At 69.9% G+C, this 16,231-nt stretch carries 7 protein-coding genes and 1 pseudogene; 5 read left to right on the forward strand and 3 right to left on the reverse strand.

Features of this window, described 5'->3' with window-relative positions; genetic code table 11:
* Positions 1 to 8: 8 nt before the first annotated feature.
* Positions 9 to 707 (reverse strand): dienelactone hydrolase family protein, encoded by a 699-nt coding sequence (locus A9X01_RS15485; RefSeq protein ID WP_065121595.1) that lies wholly within the window; start codon positions 705 to 707, stop codon positions 9 to 11.
* Between the two features lie 72 nt (positions 708 to 779).
* Here A9X01_RS15485 and A9X01_RS15490 point away from each other — a divergent pair, with 72 nt between their 5' ends.
* A complete protein-coding gene (locus A9X01_RS15490; RefSeq protein WP_065121596.1) occupies positions 780 to 1,265 on the forward strand; it encodes an FxsA family protein in 486 nt (161 codons plus the stop codon).
* On the opposite strand, the gene A9X01_RS31875 is transcribed toward A9X01_RS15490, so the two are convergent.
* Positions 1,262 to 1,396 carry a hypothetical protein gene (locus A9X01_RS31875; RefSeq protein WP_301336936.1) on the reverse strand — a complete coding sequence of 45 codons (135 nt, stop codon included), beginning with the start codon at positions 1,394 to 1,396 and terminating at the stop codon, positions 1,262 to 1,264. The genes A9X01_RS15490 and A9X01_RS31875 overlap by 4 nt on opposite strands.
* A 149-nt stretch (positions 1,397 to 1,545) precedes the next feature.
* Between A9X01_RS31875 and A9X01_RS15495 the strand changes: the two genes are divergently transcribed.
* On the forward strand, positions 1,546 to 3,078 hold the full coding sequence (locus tag A9X01_RS15495) for an amidohydrolase (protein WP_436405271.1): 1,533 nt from the start codon (positions 1,546 to 1,548) through the stop codon (positions 3,076 to 3,078).
* Positions 3,071 to 5,805 (forward strand): annotated as a pseudogene (lnt, locus tag A9X01_RS15500) (apolipoprotein N-acyltransferase). The gene A9X01_RS15495 and the pseudogene lnt overlap by 8 nt, the downstream one beginning before the upstream one ends.
* Before the next feature lie 8 nt (positions 5,806 to 5,813).
* Here the strand turns inward: lnt and rbpA are convergent.
* Complete coding sequence (rbpA, locus tag A9X01_RS15510) at positions 5,814 to 6,149, reverse strand: RNA polymerase-binding protein RbpA (protein ID WP_036359704.1); 336 nt, start codon at positions 6,147 to 6,149, stop codon at positions 5,814 to 5,816.
* A 184-nt stretch (positions 6,150 to 6,333) separates the two neighbouring features.
* Between rbpA and A9X01_RS30865 the strand changes: the two genes are divergently transcribed.
* Together A9X01_RS30865 and A9X01_RS15520 are read left to right on the forward strand one after the other, a co-directional pair.
* Positions 6,334 to 6,684, forward strand: coding sequence for a hypothetical protein (locus A9X01_RS30865; protein WP_081282410.1), 351 nt, complete (start codon positions 6,334 to 6,336; stop codon positions 6,682 to 6,684).
* 363 nt (positions 6,685 to 7,047) lie between these two features.
* Positions 7,048 to 16,231 (forward strand): type I polyketide synthase (locus A9X01_RS15520; protein ID WP_065121599.1); only part of this gene is annotated, 9,184 nt, incomplete at its 3' end.

Here is a 16,231-nt window from a genome sequence, read left to right on the forward strand (position 1 = left end):
TTGCCCGCCTATTCGCCGCGCAGGTGCTCCCCGAAAAACGCGAACACCCGCCGCCAGGCGTCCTCGGTGGCGGCGTCGTCGTAGCCGAACCCGGTGATCCGCAGCACCGGCTGACCGGGCAGCTTGTTGGCGAAGCTGTGGCCCGCCTTCGGGTAGGTCTTGATGTCGGTCGGGATGTTCTTGGCCGCCGTCACCCGGCGCAGCTTGTCCGGCGCACCCACCCCCAGCGGGTCGCGCTTGCCGAAGCTGGCCACGATCGGGCACGCGCCGTCCAGCGTCTCGTCCAGCCGACGTGGCAGCGGCGTGCCGTAGAACGGCGCCGACGCACCAAAACCCTTCGGTGACAGCACAAGTGCGAACTGACCGCCCATGCAGAACCCGGCGATGCCCACCTGGCCGTTGCATTCGGGCAGCGCCAGCAGGTGCTCCCGGGCCGCCAGCACGTCATCGATGGACCGGCCCTGGCCGGCCAGCACCTCGCGAATCACCCTGGTGATGCACCGGGCCCGCCCCCCGCGTGCATACAGGTTCGGCGTCAGAGCCACGTAGCCCGCACCGGCGATGCGCCGGGAAACCGCCTCGTTGTCCGGGCCGTATCCGATCGCGTCGTGCACCACCACGACACCCGGCCACGGCCCTTCGCCCTGCGGAACGCTCAGTAGCGCATCGATCGGTCCAGCGGGGGTGTCGATTTCGATCGTCGTCATACCGTCATCTAACTGCAGCCGTCACGCGACCGCCCACGGAACTTTGGCGTACCCGGCGCACGTTGGCCTCACATGTTAGGACGGCTCCTTCTTGTCTACGCCGTCGTCGAGCTCATGGTCACGGTCGGGCTGGCGGCGACGATCGGTGTCGGCTGGACCGTGCTGGTGCTGGCGGGCACATTCGTGCTGGGACTGATGGTCGGCGCGCCGATGGGCGGGCTGCAGCTCAGTCGCCAGCTGATGGCGCTGCGATCGGGCGCCGAGGAGCCGCGCAGCGCGCTGGGCGACGGCGCCCTGACCGCGCTGGCCACCGGGCTGGTGGTCGTGCCGGGCGTCGCTTCTACCGTGCTGGGCCTGTTGCTGCTGGTACCGCCGGTGCGCGCAGCAGCCCGCCCCGCGTTCACCGCCCTGGCGGTACGCGGGTTCCTGCGCCGTATCCCGCTGCCGGCCGACCTGAAGACCGGCCGTGACAGTGACGGCCGTGACTACATCGACGGCGAGGTCATCGACGTGATCGACGTCGACGCGCCCGGCTTGCCCTCGGGTCCCAGCCGTTAGTCGTCGTTGTCCGGTTCGGTCAGGTCCGGCGCGTTCTCCCGGGTGGCCATCCCACCTTCGCGGCCGTGGTCCGCGGGTCCCGGACGGCCGCCCTTGGGCTCGTCGTCACCGGACTTTGATTCTTTGGGCATCGCATCCTCCTGTCCAACAACTACCCCGGAAACCGGTGTTCGAAGAGTGTCCAACAAACCCGCGTAGTTTTGCCCGTGTGACGCCGACTCCCATCAGGCTGCTGATCAACGGCCGGGTGCACAGCCCCAGCCACCCGGACGCCACCGCCATGGCCGTGCGCGGCGATGTCATCGCGTGGCTGGGCAGTGACGAGGTGGGCCGTGCCCAGTTCCCGGACGCCGACGTGCAGGACCTCGACGGCGGATTCGTGGCGCCGGGCTTCGTCGATAGTCACATCCACCTGAGCGCCACCGGCTTGGCGATCAGCGGCCTGGACCTGCGCCCCGCCGTCTCCCGGCCGCACTTCCTGCGGATGCTCACCGACTACGCGAAAGCCCACCCGGGACAACCGATCTGGGGGCACGGCTGGGACGAGGCGACCTGGCCCGACAACACAGCCCCCAGCACTGACGACCTCGATGCGGCCTTGGGCAATAGGCCCGCCTACCTCGCCCGCGTGGACGTGCACTCGGCGGCGGCGTCGTCCGCGCTGCGGCGGCTCGTCCCCGGACTTGCCGACGCCAAAGGATTCGACCCGCAGCGGCCGCTGACCGCCGACGCGCACCACCTGGCGCGCAAGGTCGCCCGGGACCTGCTCACCGAAGGTCAGCTCGCCGAGGCCCGCGCCGCGGCACTGCAGGCACTGGCCGCGGCCGGCATCGTCGCGGTGCACGAATGCGCCGGCCCGCAGATCGGTGGCCTGGACGACTGGCTGCAGATCAGCGCACTCGAAAGCGGCGTCGAAGTGATCGGGTACTGGGGTGAAGCTGTCAGCACAGCAGCGCAGGCGCGCGCGCTGATCGCGGAGACCGGCGCGAACGGCCTGGCTGGCGACCTGTTCGTCGACGGGGCGCTGGGTTCGCGCACCGCGTGGCTGCACGAACCATACGCCGACGCGCCGGAGTGCACCGGCACCCGCCATATCGATCCCGACACCGTCCAGGCCCACCTGCGGGCGTGCACCCAGGCCGAGGTCACGGCCGGCTTCCATGTGATCGGGGACGCCGCGGTGTCGGCGGTCGTCGACGCCGTCGAACGGGTCGTTGCCGACCTCGGGGTGACCGCCGTCGCTCGTTGCGGCCATCGCCTCGAGCACCTCGAGATGGTCAGCGCCGAACAGGCCGCAAAGTTGGGCTCGTGGGGCGTCATCGCAAGCGTGCAACCGAGTTTCGACGCGTTATGGGGTGGCAGTGACGGCATGTATGCGCAGCGGCTCGGTCCCGATCGAGGTTGCCGGCTCAACCCGCTCGCGCTGTTAGCATCCCAAGGCGTGCCCCTCGCCTTCGGTTCCGACGCGCCGGTGACCGGCTTCGAGCCGTGGGGGAGCGTTCGCGCTGCGGTCCGACACCGCACGCCGGGCAGCGCGGTGTCGGCGCGGGCGGCGTTTGCCGCGGCCACCCGCGGCGGCTGGCGGGCCAGCGGAGTCCGCGACGGCATCACCGGCACTCTGGTCCCCGGCGCGGCCGCGTCGTACGCCGTATGGGATGCCGACGTGCTGGACGTCAGCGCACCCCGCGATGACGTGGAACGCTGGTCGACCGACCCACGATCCCGGGTGCCCGCCTTGCCCCGGCTGGACACCGGCGACGCCTTGCCGCGATGCCGCCAGACCGTGCACCGGGGTGCGGTCATCTATGGCTAGCGGACGGCACAGCCGGGAAGGGCGCCGCCAGGAGCCCGACGAGCCGGCTCAGCCAGGTCTCACCGAGGTCGAACCGACCCCCGAGCAACCAGTAAAGGATTTGCCAGAGGCGACACAAGAGGATTTGCCGGAGGAAACGCCTGAGGATTCTCCGGCCAAGCCAAGCCTGGGCCGACGGGCGCTCGAGCGTATCCCCGACATATTTGCCGCGCTGCGGCCGAGGCTGGTCCGCTTAACGGTCGCCCTGGTCGCCGGCTGGCTGATGTACGCCAGTTTTCCCGCTCTGAACTGGTGGTGGGCCGCCATCGTGGCGATCGCGCTGCTGACCTGGGTGCTGGTGCATCCCGCCACCACGCCGGCCGGCGGGTTGGGCTATGGATTCCTGTTCGGCATGGCGTTCTACGTCCCGCTGCTGCCCTGGATCAGCACGCTGGTGGGCACGATGCCGTGGTTGGTGCTGGCGACCGCCTGTGCCTGCTTTCCGGCCCTCTTCGGTTTGCTGGCCGTCGTCGTCCGCCGGCTACCCGGCTGGCCGGTTTGGTTCGCGGTGCTCTGGGCCGCCCAGGAATCGCTGAAATCGATCTTCCCGTTCGGCGGATTCCCCTGGGGTTCGGTGGCCTTCGGGCAGGCCCAAGGCCCCCTGCTGCCGCTGGTTCAGCTCGGCGGAGTGGCGCTGCTGTCCACCTCGGTGGTGCTGATCGGCACCAGCATGACGGCGCTCGCGCTGGAAATCGCAGCCTGGCTGCGCGCCGGGGGAGCCAGGCGCGACACAGCCGACACAGCAAAGCCGCCGGCAGTCATGCTGCCCGGCATCAGCATCTGTCTCGTGTTGCTGGCCGCGATCCTGGTCTGGCCCCAAGTGCGCCACGCCGGGGTGGGCGCCGGTGGTGAACCGAGCATCACCGTCGCCATCGTGCAGGGCAACGTGCCCCGCCTCGGCCTCGATTTCAACGCCCAGCGCCGCGCCGTGCTCGACAACCACGTCGACCAGACGCTGCGGCTGGCCGAGGATGTGCACGCCGGGGTCGCCCCGCAGCCGCGGCTCGTGGTCTGGCCGGAGGACTCCTCCGACATCGACCCGTTCACCAATATCGACGCCGGCCAGCAGATCTCCAAGGCGGCCGGTGCGATCGGAGCGCCGATCCTGATCGGCACGGTCCTCGACGTGCCCGGGCGCATGAAAGAAACGCCCGAATACACCAACACGATGATCGTCTGGAATCCCGGCAACGGACCGGAGGGCCGCCACGACAAGGCGATCGTGCAACCGTTCGGCGAGTATCTGCCGATGCCCTGGCTGTTCCGCCATCTGTCCGGTTACGCCGACCGCGCCGGACACTTCGTGCCCGTCCCCGGGGATGGAGTGGTGCCCATCGCCGGGGTGCCGCTGGGCGTGGCGACCTGCTGGGAGGTGGTCTTCGACCGCGCGCCGCGCAAGTCCGTCCTCAACGGCGCCCAGTTGCTGGCCGTGCCGAGCAACAACGCCACCTTCACCAGGACGATGAGTGAGCAGCAGTTGGCGTTCGCCAAGGTGCGCGCCGTCGAGCACGACCGTTACGTTCTGGTGGCCGGCACCACCGGGATCAGCGCCGTCATCGCTCCGGACGGCGGCGAACTCAAGCGCACGGAGTTTTTCGTGCCGGATTATCTGGACACCCAGGTCCGCCTCAAGACCCGGCTGACGCCGGCCACGCGTTGGGCTCCGATAGTGCAATGGGTGCTGGTCGGGGCGGCTGGGGCATTGATTCTGGCCGCAATACGGCACAATGGTTGGTTCCCGGCGAGGTTTCCGCGTCCAAAACGCCGGCGGTCCCGGCCCAACGATGGTGACACCGAACCGCCGTCAGCGAGCCAGGTGACCACGGCCAATGACGCCCCGTCCGACGAAGGCGACGGAACTGCAACCGGGCGAGATGAAGGAGCTACATGACCACCGGCCACAGCGCGCCCGACCTGTCGGGCGCCGGTCCCAGCCAGCGCGTCCTGGTGATCATCCCCACCTACAACGAGCTGGAGAACCTGCCGCTGATCCACCAGCGCGTCAAGCAGGCCTGCCCTGACGTACACGTATTGATCGTCGACGACAGCAGCCCCGACGGCACCGGCAAGCTCGCCGACGAGTTGGCGGCCGCCGATTCGGGCTGCACGCACGTGTTGCACCGGACCGTCAAGAACGGCCTGGGCGCGGCGTACCTGGAAGGTTTTGCCTGGAGCCTGAGCCGCGACTACGCGGTCCTGGTCGAGATGGATGCCGACGGCAGCCACGCCCCCGAGCAGCTGTACCGCCTGCTGGAGGCCGTCGACGCCGGCGCCGACCTGGCGATCGGTTCCCGCTACGTGCACGGCGGCGCGGTCCGCAACTGGCCGTGGCGGCGCTGGGCGCTGTCCTGGACGGCCAACACGTATTCACGGCTGGCGCTGGGCGTCGGCGTCCACGACATCACGGCCGGCTACCGCGCTTACCGACGCGAAGTCCTCGAAGCCATCGACCTGGAGACCGTCGACTCCAAGGGCTACTGCTTCCAGATCGAGATGACATGGCGCAGCGTCAACGCCAACTTCTCCGTCGTCGAGGTCCCGATCACCTTCACCGAGCGCGAGATCGGCGTCTCGAAAATGAGCGGATCGAACATCCGCGAGGCGCTGGTCAAGGTCGCCCAGTGGGGCTGGCAGGGCCGGGTCGAACGCCGGCACAACCGGGGCCGGTCAAGCCGGGCCCGCACCTGATCCGGTAGCTATCCGCGCCGGCGTGACCGGATCAGGTCGAGGCGCTCCTTGAGCAGTTCTTCGAGTTCCTCGACCGAGCGGCGCTCCAGCAGCATGTCCCAGTGGGTACGCGGCGGCTTGACCTTCTTCGGCTCGGGCAGGTCGCCCTCGATCAGGGTGCCTTCCATGCCGTTGCGGCACAGCCAGGTGCCGGGGATCTCGGCGTCGTCGGCGAACGGAACTTCGAACTCCTCGCCGTTCTCGGTGCGATAGCGCGCGATCTGCCGCGGCGCGAGGTCGTGATTGCGGTCGGTCTCATAGCTCACGGCTCCGAGGCGACTGCCTCGTAGGACACGATCAGCCATTGGTGCTGCTCCTTTGGGTGCGGTGAGCCTGTGGTGCTCCCGTAGTGTGATTCTCCCTAAGCAAACGATAAGACCGTTTGCCCGAGTTCCCGTTCTCCATGATTCCTGCGCATGAACGACGCGATCATCGGCGATCATCAATGATACCGGGATCGTGGCACGGTTCGGGCTAAAGTCTGCAGGCGTGAGTCGTCGGGTTCGGCCCCAGCCGTGTCGCTGGTGTGGACGGGATGTCGCCGACGTGGGTATGGGCCGTCGTCGCCAGTACTGCCGTCAGTCCTGCCGGCAGCGGGCATACGAGCAGCGGGCCATGATCACCCGCGGCGAAGTCGCGGCCCTGCCCGCCGACGCTGTCGTATTGACCGCCGACGAGGCGGCCGACCTGTCGGACCGCGTTTACCAGGTCAGATGCGCGGCCGAGGACGTCGCCACCGCGCTCGACGAGGGTGCCGGCGCCGCGGAATTGCGGGACCTCTGCAACGAACTGCTCCGCGCCGCCCGAGCCGCCGACGGCTGGCGGCGCGTGGGCGTCTGAGCTTTGGTACGCGAACTACCCGAACGCCGGAACGACATGGACTCGAGAAGGAAAGGTACAGTCGCGCCATGAACGGCGGGCCCGGTGTACAAGGGAGTACAGAGGGGACGCAGTGCGCCGCGCATCCATCGGGTGGATCGCCGCGGCGGACGGGTGCCCAGCCGTTCCGTGTGTAGCCGGGAGTATCGGACGTTTTGAAATCCAGCCGGAGTTGGCGATACTCACCAGCGAGATTCTTAGGTCGGAAGCCCGCACGAAGCCGGTCGAAGAAACAGCGACGTCGCTTCGTGCAGCAACTTTCATGACTCGGCGAGAGCCGTATCCGGCGGGTCAGAGACGACCAAAAAAGGCGAGGGGTTAGTAATGGCTGATCAACTCCAGCATGCAACCGAAGCGTTGCGAAAAGCGCTGGTCCAGGTTGAGCGCCTCAAGCGCACCAACCGCGCGCTGCTGGAGCGGTCGAGCGAGCCGATCGCCATCGTCGGAATGTCCTGCCGTTTCCCGGGTGGAGTGGACTCCCCGGACGGCCTGTGGCAGATGGTGGCCGACGGCCGCGACGTGATCGCCGAGTTCCCCACCGACCGCGGCTGGGATGTCGGCAGCCTCTTCGATCCCGACCCCGACGCCCCGCACAAGACCTACGCCAACACCGGCGGTTTCGTGGACGGCGTCGCCGACTTCGACCCCGCGTTCTTCGGCATCGCGCCCAGCGAGGCGCTGGCGATGGATCCCCAGCACCGGATGTTGCTGGAGTTGTCCTGGGAGGCGCTGGAGCGGGCTGGAATCGACCCCAGCGGATTGCGGGGCAGCGCTACCGGTGTGTTTGCTGGGATCATCGCCCAGGGCTACGGAATGTTTGCCGAGGAGATCGAGGGCTACCGGCTGACCGGAATGACGTCCAGCGTGGCGTCCGGCCGGGTGTCCTACGTGCTGGGCCTGGAAGGCCCGGCCGTGTCGGTGGACACGGCCTGCTCGTCCTCGCTGGTCGCGCTGCACATGGCGGTCCAGTCGCTACGTACCGGCGAGTGCGATCTGGCCCTGGCCGGCGGCGCGACGGTCAACGCCACCCCGACGGTCTTCGTCGAGTTCAGCCGGCACCGCGGCCTCGCGCCCGACGGACGCTGCAAGGCCTACGCCGGGGCGGCCGACGGTGTCGGGTGGTCCGAGGGCGGGGCCATGTTGGTGGTGGAACGCCTCTCCGACGCCCGCCGCCTCGGGCATCCGGTGCTCGCGGTGGTTCGGGGTTCGGCGGTGAACCAGGACGGCGCCTCCAACGGGTTGACGGCGCCCAACGGGCCCTCCCAGCAGCGGGTGGTGCGGGCGGCGCTGGCCAACGCCGGCCTGACCCCGGCCGACGTGGATGTGGTCGAAGGACACGGCACCGGAACAACTTTGGGTGATCCGATCGAGGCGCAGGCGCTGCTGGCCACCTACGGCCAGGACCGCAACCAGCCGCTGTGGCTGGGGTCGATCAAATCGAACATGGGTCACACGCAGGCCGCCGCCGGGGTGGCCGGGGTGATCAAAATGGTGCAGGCGATGCGGCACGAGCTGCTGCCCGCGACGCTGCACGTGGATGTGCCTTCGCCGCATGTGGATTGGTCGGCCGGGTCGGTGGAGCTGCTGGCGCAGGCGCGGCCCTGGACCACCGAGTCGGGACGCAGTCGCCGCGCGGCGGTGTCGTCTTTCGGGATCAGCGGCACCAACGCGCACGTGATCATCGAGTCGGTGCCGGCCGACGAACCGCCGCAGGCCCGCCCGGCGCCCGCTGTGGTGCCGTGGGCGCTCTCGGCGAAGTCCGCCTCGGCGTTGACGGGCCAGGCGGCCCGCCTGGTCGAGCACCTGCGGGCCCGGCCCGAGCTGGATCCCGCCGATGTCGCCTGGACACTGGCCGGCCGCACCACCTTCGAGCACCGGGCCGTGCTGATCGGCGCGGACCGCGAGCGGCTGCTGGCCGGGCTTGACGAGCTGGCAGCGGGGGAGCTGAGTGAACTCGGCGAACTGGTGCGCGGCACCGCGCGGCCCGCCGGCAAGACTGTGTTCGTATTTCCGGGCCAGGGCTCGCAGTGGATCGGCATGGGTGTCGAATTGCTGGACACCGCACCGGTTTTCGCGCAACAGATCGAAGCATGCGCGGAAGCGTTCGCCGAATTCGTCGACTGGTCGTTGATCGACGTGTTGCGCGGCGCGCCGGGCGCGCCGGGGTTGGATCGGGTCGACGTCGTGCAGCCGGTGCTGTTCGCGGTGATGGTGTCGCTGGCCGAGCTGTGGAAGTCGATCGGCGTGCGCCCCGATGCCGTGATCGGTCATTCGCAGGGCGAGATCGCCGCCGCCTACGTCGCGGGTGCGCTGTCCTTGCGTGACGCCGCGAAGGTGGTCACCCTGCGCAGCAAGTTGCTGACCGGGCTGGCCGGACCGGGCGGCATGGTCTCCATCGCCTGCGGGGTGGAGCGGGCCCGGGAGTTGTTGTCGCCGTTCGGGAACCGCATCGACATCGCCGCGGTCAACGGCCGCTCGGCGGTCGTGGTGTCCGGCGAAGGGGCGGCCCTGGACGAGCTGATCCGGGTCTGCACCGAACAGGAACTCCGCGTCCGCCGGATCGACGTGGACTACGCCTCGCACTCGGCCGAGGTCGAGGCGATTCGCCTTGACCTCGCCCACGCCCTGGCCGGCATCGAACCCACCTCGACGCGCACCGCCTTCTTCTCCACCGTCACCGGAAACCGTCTGGACACAGCCGGTTTGGATACCGAGTACTGGTACCGCAACATCCGTCAGACCGTGCAACTCGACCAAGCCGTCCGCAGCGCCTGCGAGCACGGCTACCGCGTGTTCGTCGAATCCAGTCCGCACCCGGCGCTGATCGCGGGCATCGAGGACACGGTCGCCGATTGCCTCGACGGTGACGCCGAGCCCGTCGTGATCCCGACCCTGGGCCGCGAGGACGGCGGTCTGCGGCGGTTCCTGTCCTCGGCCGCCGCGGCTTTCGTGGCCGGTGTGACGGTGGATTGGCACGTCCCGGTGGCCGGTGGCCGTCTGGTCGACCTGCCGACCTATGCCTTCGACAAGCGCCGCTTCTGGCTGTCGGGTGAGGGCGCGGGGGCCGACGCCTCGGGGCTGGGGCTCGCGGCCAGCGAGCACGCGCTGCTGCGGGCGGTCGTGGAACTGCCCGCCTCCGGCGGGGTGGTGCTGACGGGTCGGCTCTCGGCCAGTGCGCAGGGATGGCTGGCCGATCACGCCGTCTCGGGGATGCTGGTCTTCCCGGGCACGGGCTTCGTGGAGTTGGCGATCCGCGCCGGCGACGAGGTCGGCTGCACGGTGGTCGACGAGCTGACCCTGCGGTCGCCGTTGATGCTGCCCGCATCGGGATCGGTTGCGGTGCAAGTGGTTGTGGGCTCCCCCGTCTCGGAAGCCGTGCAAGAGAGCGACCAGCGCAGCGTCTCGATCTACTCACACGCCGACGTCGACGGTGCTTCGGCGTGGGTTTTGCACGCCGAGGGGACGTTGAGTTCCGGGACGGTCGAACCGGTGGCCGATCTGGCGGTGTGGCCACCGGCGGGAGCCGTCGCCGTCGACCTGACGGGCGGCTACGAGCGGTTGGCCGAGCACGGCTACGGGTACGGCCCGGCCTTCCGCGGGCTGACCGCGTTGTGGTCCCGCGGCGAGGAGTTGTTCGCCGAGGTGCGGTTGCCGGAATCGGCCGGGGGCACCGGCGGATTCGGGATGCACCCGGCCCTGCTGGACGCCGCCCTGCATGCGGCGGTGCTGGCCAACCCTGAGGCGGAGCTGGCGCTGCCGTTCTCCTGGCAGGGTGTGTCGCTGCACGCCGCGGGCGCGTCGACGGTGCGGGCGCGGATCGCGCCGGCCGGGAACGCCGCGGTGTCCGTCGAGCTGGCCGATGGCCTGGGCTTGCCGGTGCTCTCGGTCGCCGCCATGGTGGCCCGGCCGGTGACCGAGCAGCGGCTGCGTGCCGCGATTTCCGGGGCCGGCCCCGACCGGCTGTTCGAACTGGCGTGGTCGCCGGCCACATCCACCAGCGGCCAGCCGGCACCCTATGAGATCTTCAATTCCGTTGCCACCGACGATGACCCGGTGACCGCGACCTACGAACGCGCGCACCGGGCGCTGGCCGCGGTGCAATCGTGGCTCCAAAAGGATTCGGAGCGGGATTCGGGCGTGCTGGTAATCGCCACCCGCGGTGCCATGGCGCTGCCCGGCGAGGACGTCACCGATCTGGCGGGCGCGGCGGTCTGGGGCCTGCTGCGCTCGGCGCAGACCGAGCACCCGGGGCGGCTGGTGCTGATCGATTCCGATGCACCCGTTGATGATTCGGCCGCAGCGGCGGCACTCGCGGTCGGCGAGCCGCAGGTGTTGCTGCGCGGCGGGCAGGCCTACACACCGCGGGTGCGGGCCAGCCGTGCGGCCGACGGCATCCTGGAACCGCCGGGCGACGGGCCGTGGCGGTTGGGCCTGAGCAGCGCCGGCACCTTCGAAAACCTGCGCCTGGAACCGGTTCCCGGCGGTGAGGCACCGTTGCAGCCCGGCAACGTCCGGGTCGCGCTGCGCGCCATCGCGGCGAACTTCCGCGACATCATGATCACGCTGGGCATGTTCACCCACGAAGCCCTGCTCGGCGGCGAGGGCGCCGGCGTGGTCGTCGAGGTCGGGCCCGGCGTCACCGAATTCGCGGTCGGTGACTCGGTATACGGATTCTTCCCCGACACCAGCGGCACCCTGGTGCCCGGCGACATCCGGCTGCTGCTGCCGATGCCGTCGGACTGGACCTACGCCGAAGCGGCCGCCATCTCCGCGGTGTTCACCACCGCGTGGTTCGCGTTCATCGACCTCGCCGCCGCCAAGCCGGGACAGCGGGTGCTGATCCACGCCGCCGCCGGCGGTGTCGGCATGGCGGCCACCCAGCTGGCCCGGCACCTCGGTCTCGAGGTATTCGGCACCGCGAGCAAGGGCAAGTGGGACACGTTGCGGGCCATGGGCTTCGATGACGACCACATCGCCGACTCGCGCAGCCTGGAGTTCGAGGACAAGTTCCGTGCCATCACCAACGGCGCCGGCATGGACATCGTGCTGGACTCGCTGGCCGGCGAATTCGTGGACGCCTCCCTGCGACTGGTCGCCCCCGGCGGGGTGTTCCTGGAAATGGGCAAGACCGACATCCGGGACCCCGGGGCGATCGCCCAGGAGTACCCCGGTGTGCGCTATCGCGCGTTCGACCTTTTCGAACCGGGCCGGCCCCGCATGCACCAGTACATGCTCGATCTCGCCGAGCTCTTCGACGCCGGTGTGCTGCGGCCGCTCCCGGTGACCACCTTCGACATCCGGCGGGCCCCGGCCGCGCTGCGGTACCTGAGCCAGGCCCGCCACATCGGCAAGGTCGTCATGACTATTCCCTTTGGGGCCGGCAACGGCTTGGGGCACGGCACCGTCCTGATCACGGGTGGCACCGGCATGGCGGGCTCGGCGTTGGCGCGGCATGTGGTGGCCCAGCACGGGATTCGTCACCTGCTGTTGCTCAGCCGACGGGGTCCCGACGCTCCCGGCGCCGCGGAGTTGACCGCGGAATTGGAGGCCGCCGGAGCGCAGGTGCAGATCGTCGCCTGCGACGCCTCAGACCGGCCGGCGCTGGCCAAGGTCATCGCCGACATTCCGGTGCAGCGGCCGCTGTCGGCGGTCATCCACGCCGCCGGAGTGCTCGACGACGCAGTCGTGACGTCACTGACACCCGAGCGGATCGACGCGGTGCTGCGGGCCAAGGTGGATGCGGCCTGGAACCTGCACGAGCTGACGAGTGATCTGAATGTGTCCGCGTTCGTGATGTTTTCGTCGATGGCCGGCCTGGTGGGCTCCTCGGGTCAGGGCAACTACTCGGCAGCGAACTGCTTCCTCGATGCACTGGCCGCGCACCGGCGCGCCCAGCGCCTGCCGGCGATGTCGCTCGGCTGGGGATTGTGGGATCAGGCCAGCGCGATGACCGTCGGCCTGGATGCCGCCGACCTGGCCCGGCTGGGCCGCGAGGGTGTGCTGGCGTTGTCGTCGCAGGAAGCGCTGGAATTGTTCGACACCGCACTGATCGTCGACGAGCCGTTCCTGGCCCCGGCCCGGATCGACCTGGCCGCGTTGCGGGCGCACGCGGTGGCGGTGCCGCCGATGTTCCGTGATCTGGTCACCGGCCCCGGCCGACGCCAGGTCGACGAATCACTGGCCGCGGCGAAGTCGAAATCGGCCCTCGCGCACCGGCTGCAGGGGCTGGCCGAGGCCGAACAACATGCCGTCCTGCTGGACCTGGTGCGATCTCACATCGCCACCGTGCTGGGCAACATCGCGCCGGAAGCCATCGACCCCGACAAGGCGTTCCAAGAGTTGGGCTTTGACTCCCTGACCGCCGTCGAGATGCGCAACCGTCTGAAAACCGCCACCGGGCTGTCGCTTTCGCCGACGCTCATCTTCGACTACCCGACGCCCAACGGGCTGGCCTCCTATATCCGCACCGAACTCGCCGGCATGCCGCAGGAGATCAAGCAGGCGCCCGCGGTCCGCGCCACCGGTGACGACGCGATCGCGATCGTCGGGATGTCGTGCCGCTACCCCGGCGGGGTGACCTCACCGGAAGAGCTGTGGGACATGGTGTTCCAGGGCCGCGACGTGCTGTCGGACTTCCCGACCGACCGCGGATGGGACCTGGCCGGCCTGTACAACCGCGACCCCGACGTGCCGGGCACCTGCTACACCCGCACCGGCGGCTTCGTCGACGGTGTCGCCGACTTCGACCCCGCTTTCTTCGGGATCGCGCCGAGCGAGGCGTTGGCCATGGACCCGCAGCAGCGGATGTACCTCGAACTGTCCTGGGAGGCACTGGAACGCGCCGGAATCGACCCGGGCGCGCTGCGCGGCAGCGCCACCGGCGTGTTCGCGGGGGTCTACACCCAGGGCTACGGGATCGGGGCCGCACAGACCGCGGAGGGTTTCCGGTTGACCGGACAGTCCTCGAGCGTGGCCTCCGGCCGGGTGGCGTATGTGCTGGGCCTGGAAGGCCCGGCGGTGTCGGTGGATACCGCGTGTTCGTCGTCGCTGGTGGCGTTGCACATGGCGGCGCAGTCGCTGCGGTCGGGGGAGTGCGATCTGGCGCTGGCCGGCGGTGTCACCGTCAACGCCACACCGGACATCTTCGTGGAGTTCAGCCGCATGCGCGGCCTGTCAGCCGACGGGCGGTGCAAGGCGTTCGCCGGCGCGGCCGACGGCACCGGGTTCGCCGAGGGCGGCGGAATGCTGGTGGTGGAACGGCTTTCCGACGCGCAGCGACTCGGGCATCCGGTGCTGGCGCTGGTTCGGGGTTCGGCGATCAACCAGGACGGCGCCTCCAACGGGCTGACCGCGCCGAACGGGCCCTCCCAGCAGCGGGTGGTGCGGGCGGCGCTGGCCAATGCCGGTTTGACCCCGGCCGACGTGGATGTGGTCGAAGGACACGGCACCGGAACAACTTTGGGCGATCCGATCGAGGCGCAGGCGCTGCTGGCCACCTACGGCCAGGGGCGGACCGAGCCGCTGTGGCTGGGATCGATCAAGTCGAACATGGGTCACACCCAGGCCGCGGCCGGCGTGGCCGGGGTGATCAAGATGGTCCAGGCGATGCGCCACGAGGTGCTCCCGGCCACCCTGCACGTCGACGCACCAAGCCCGCACGTGGACTGGTCTACCGGGGCGGTGTCGTTGCTGACCGAATCCCGCCCGTGGCTGGCGCACAGCGGCCCCCGCCGGGCCGGGGTGTCCTCGTTCGGGATCAGTGGCACCAACGCGCACGTGATCATCGAGTCGGTTCCGGCGGCCGCCGCAGGCGAATCGGCCGGACCCGAGCCGGCGGTGCTGCCCTGGGTGGTCTCGGCCAAGACGCCCGCGGCGTTGCAGGCCCACGCGGCGCGGTTGTCGCAATACCTCGGCGGCCACGACGAACTCGGGCTCGCCGACATCGGCTGGACGCTGGCCGGCCGGTCCTCCTTCGAGCATCGGGCCGTCATCGTGGGATCCGACCGGGAGCAGATGCTGGCCGGATTGGATGAGCTGGCCACCGACGCGGTCGGCGAGGTCATTCGCGGCGTCGCCCAGCCCGGTGGCAAGACGGTCTTCGTCTTCCCGGGCCAGGGCTCCCAATTGCTGGGCATGGGCAAGGAATTGCACGTCCGGTATCCCGTCTTCGCCGAGGCGTTCGACGCCGTCGTCACGGAGCTGGACCGCCACCTGCTGCGGCCGCTGCGCGAGGTGGTCTGGGGCAGCGACGAAAACCTGCTGAACACCACGGAATTCGCTCAGCCCGCACTGTTCGCCGTCGAGGTCGCGTTGTTCCGGCTGCTTGAGTCCTGGGATGTGCGGCCCGACTTCGTGATGGGCCACTCGGTCGGCGAGCTGTCCGCGGCGCATGTCGCCGGGGTGCTGTCGCTGCAGAATGCCGCCGTTCTGGTCGCCGCCCGCGGCCGATTCATGCAGCGACTGGATGCCGGCGGGGCCATGATCGCGGTGCAGGCGACCGAGGCGGAAGTCCGCCCGCTGCTGGGGCCCGAGGTCAGCATCGCTGCCGTCAACGGGCCGTCGTCCGTGGTGATTTCGGGTGACGAGGAGTCGGTGCGCTCGGTGGCCGACGGCCTGCGCGCACAGGGTCGCCGCGTCCATCAGCTGGCCGTGTCGCACGCCTTCCACTCGGCGCTGATGGACCCGATGGTCGAGGAGTTCGGCGCGGTCGCGGCCGGGCTGCCGGTCGGGCCGCCCACCATCCCGGTCATCTCCAACCTGACCGGGCAATTGGCCGGCGCGGACTTCGGCTCGGCGGAATACTGGAAACGCCATGTGCGGGAACCGGTCCGGTTCGCCGACAGCATCCGGTCCGCTCAGGCGGCCGGCGCGACCCGGTTCGTCGAGGTCGGGCCCAGCGGCGGCCTGACCGCCTCGATCGACGAGTCCCTGCCCGACGTCGCTGTCACCACGGTCTGCGCGCTGCGCAAGGACCGCCCGGAGCCCGCCACTTTGATCACGGCGCTGGCGCAGGCCTTCGTGACGGGTGCACAGGTGAACTGGCGGGCGGTGCTGGGTCCGGCGAACTTCGTCGAGCTGCCGACGTATGCCTTTGAGCGACGCAGGTTCTGGCTGTCCAACGACGGCGGTGCCGTCGACGCCGAAGGTCTCGGCCAGGCCGCCGGCGAGCACCCGCTGCTGGGCGCCGTGGTCGACCTGCCGTCCTCCGGCGGTGTGGTGCTGACCGGCCGGTTGTCCGCCGGCAAGCACGCCTGGCTGAAGGACCACGCCGTGGGCGGTGTGGTGATCTTCCCGGGCGCCGGCTTCGTCGAGTTGGCCATCCGGGCCGGCGACCAGGTCGGCTGCTCGGTGGTCGATGAGCTCACGCTGGCGGCGCCGCTGGTCCTGCCCGAATCGGGTTCGGTTGCCGTGCAGGTGGTGGTGGACGCCGCCGACGAATCCGGCTCCCGTGCGGTCTCGGTCTACTCGCGGGCCGACTCCGGCTCCACCTGGCTGTTGCACGCCGAAG

This window comes from Mycobacterium asiaticum (assembly GCF_001668675.1).
Classification (GTDB): Bacteria; Actinomycetota; Actinomycetes; order Mycobacteriales; family Mycobacteriaceae; genus Mycobacterium; species Mycobacterium asiaticum_D.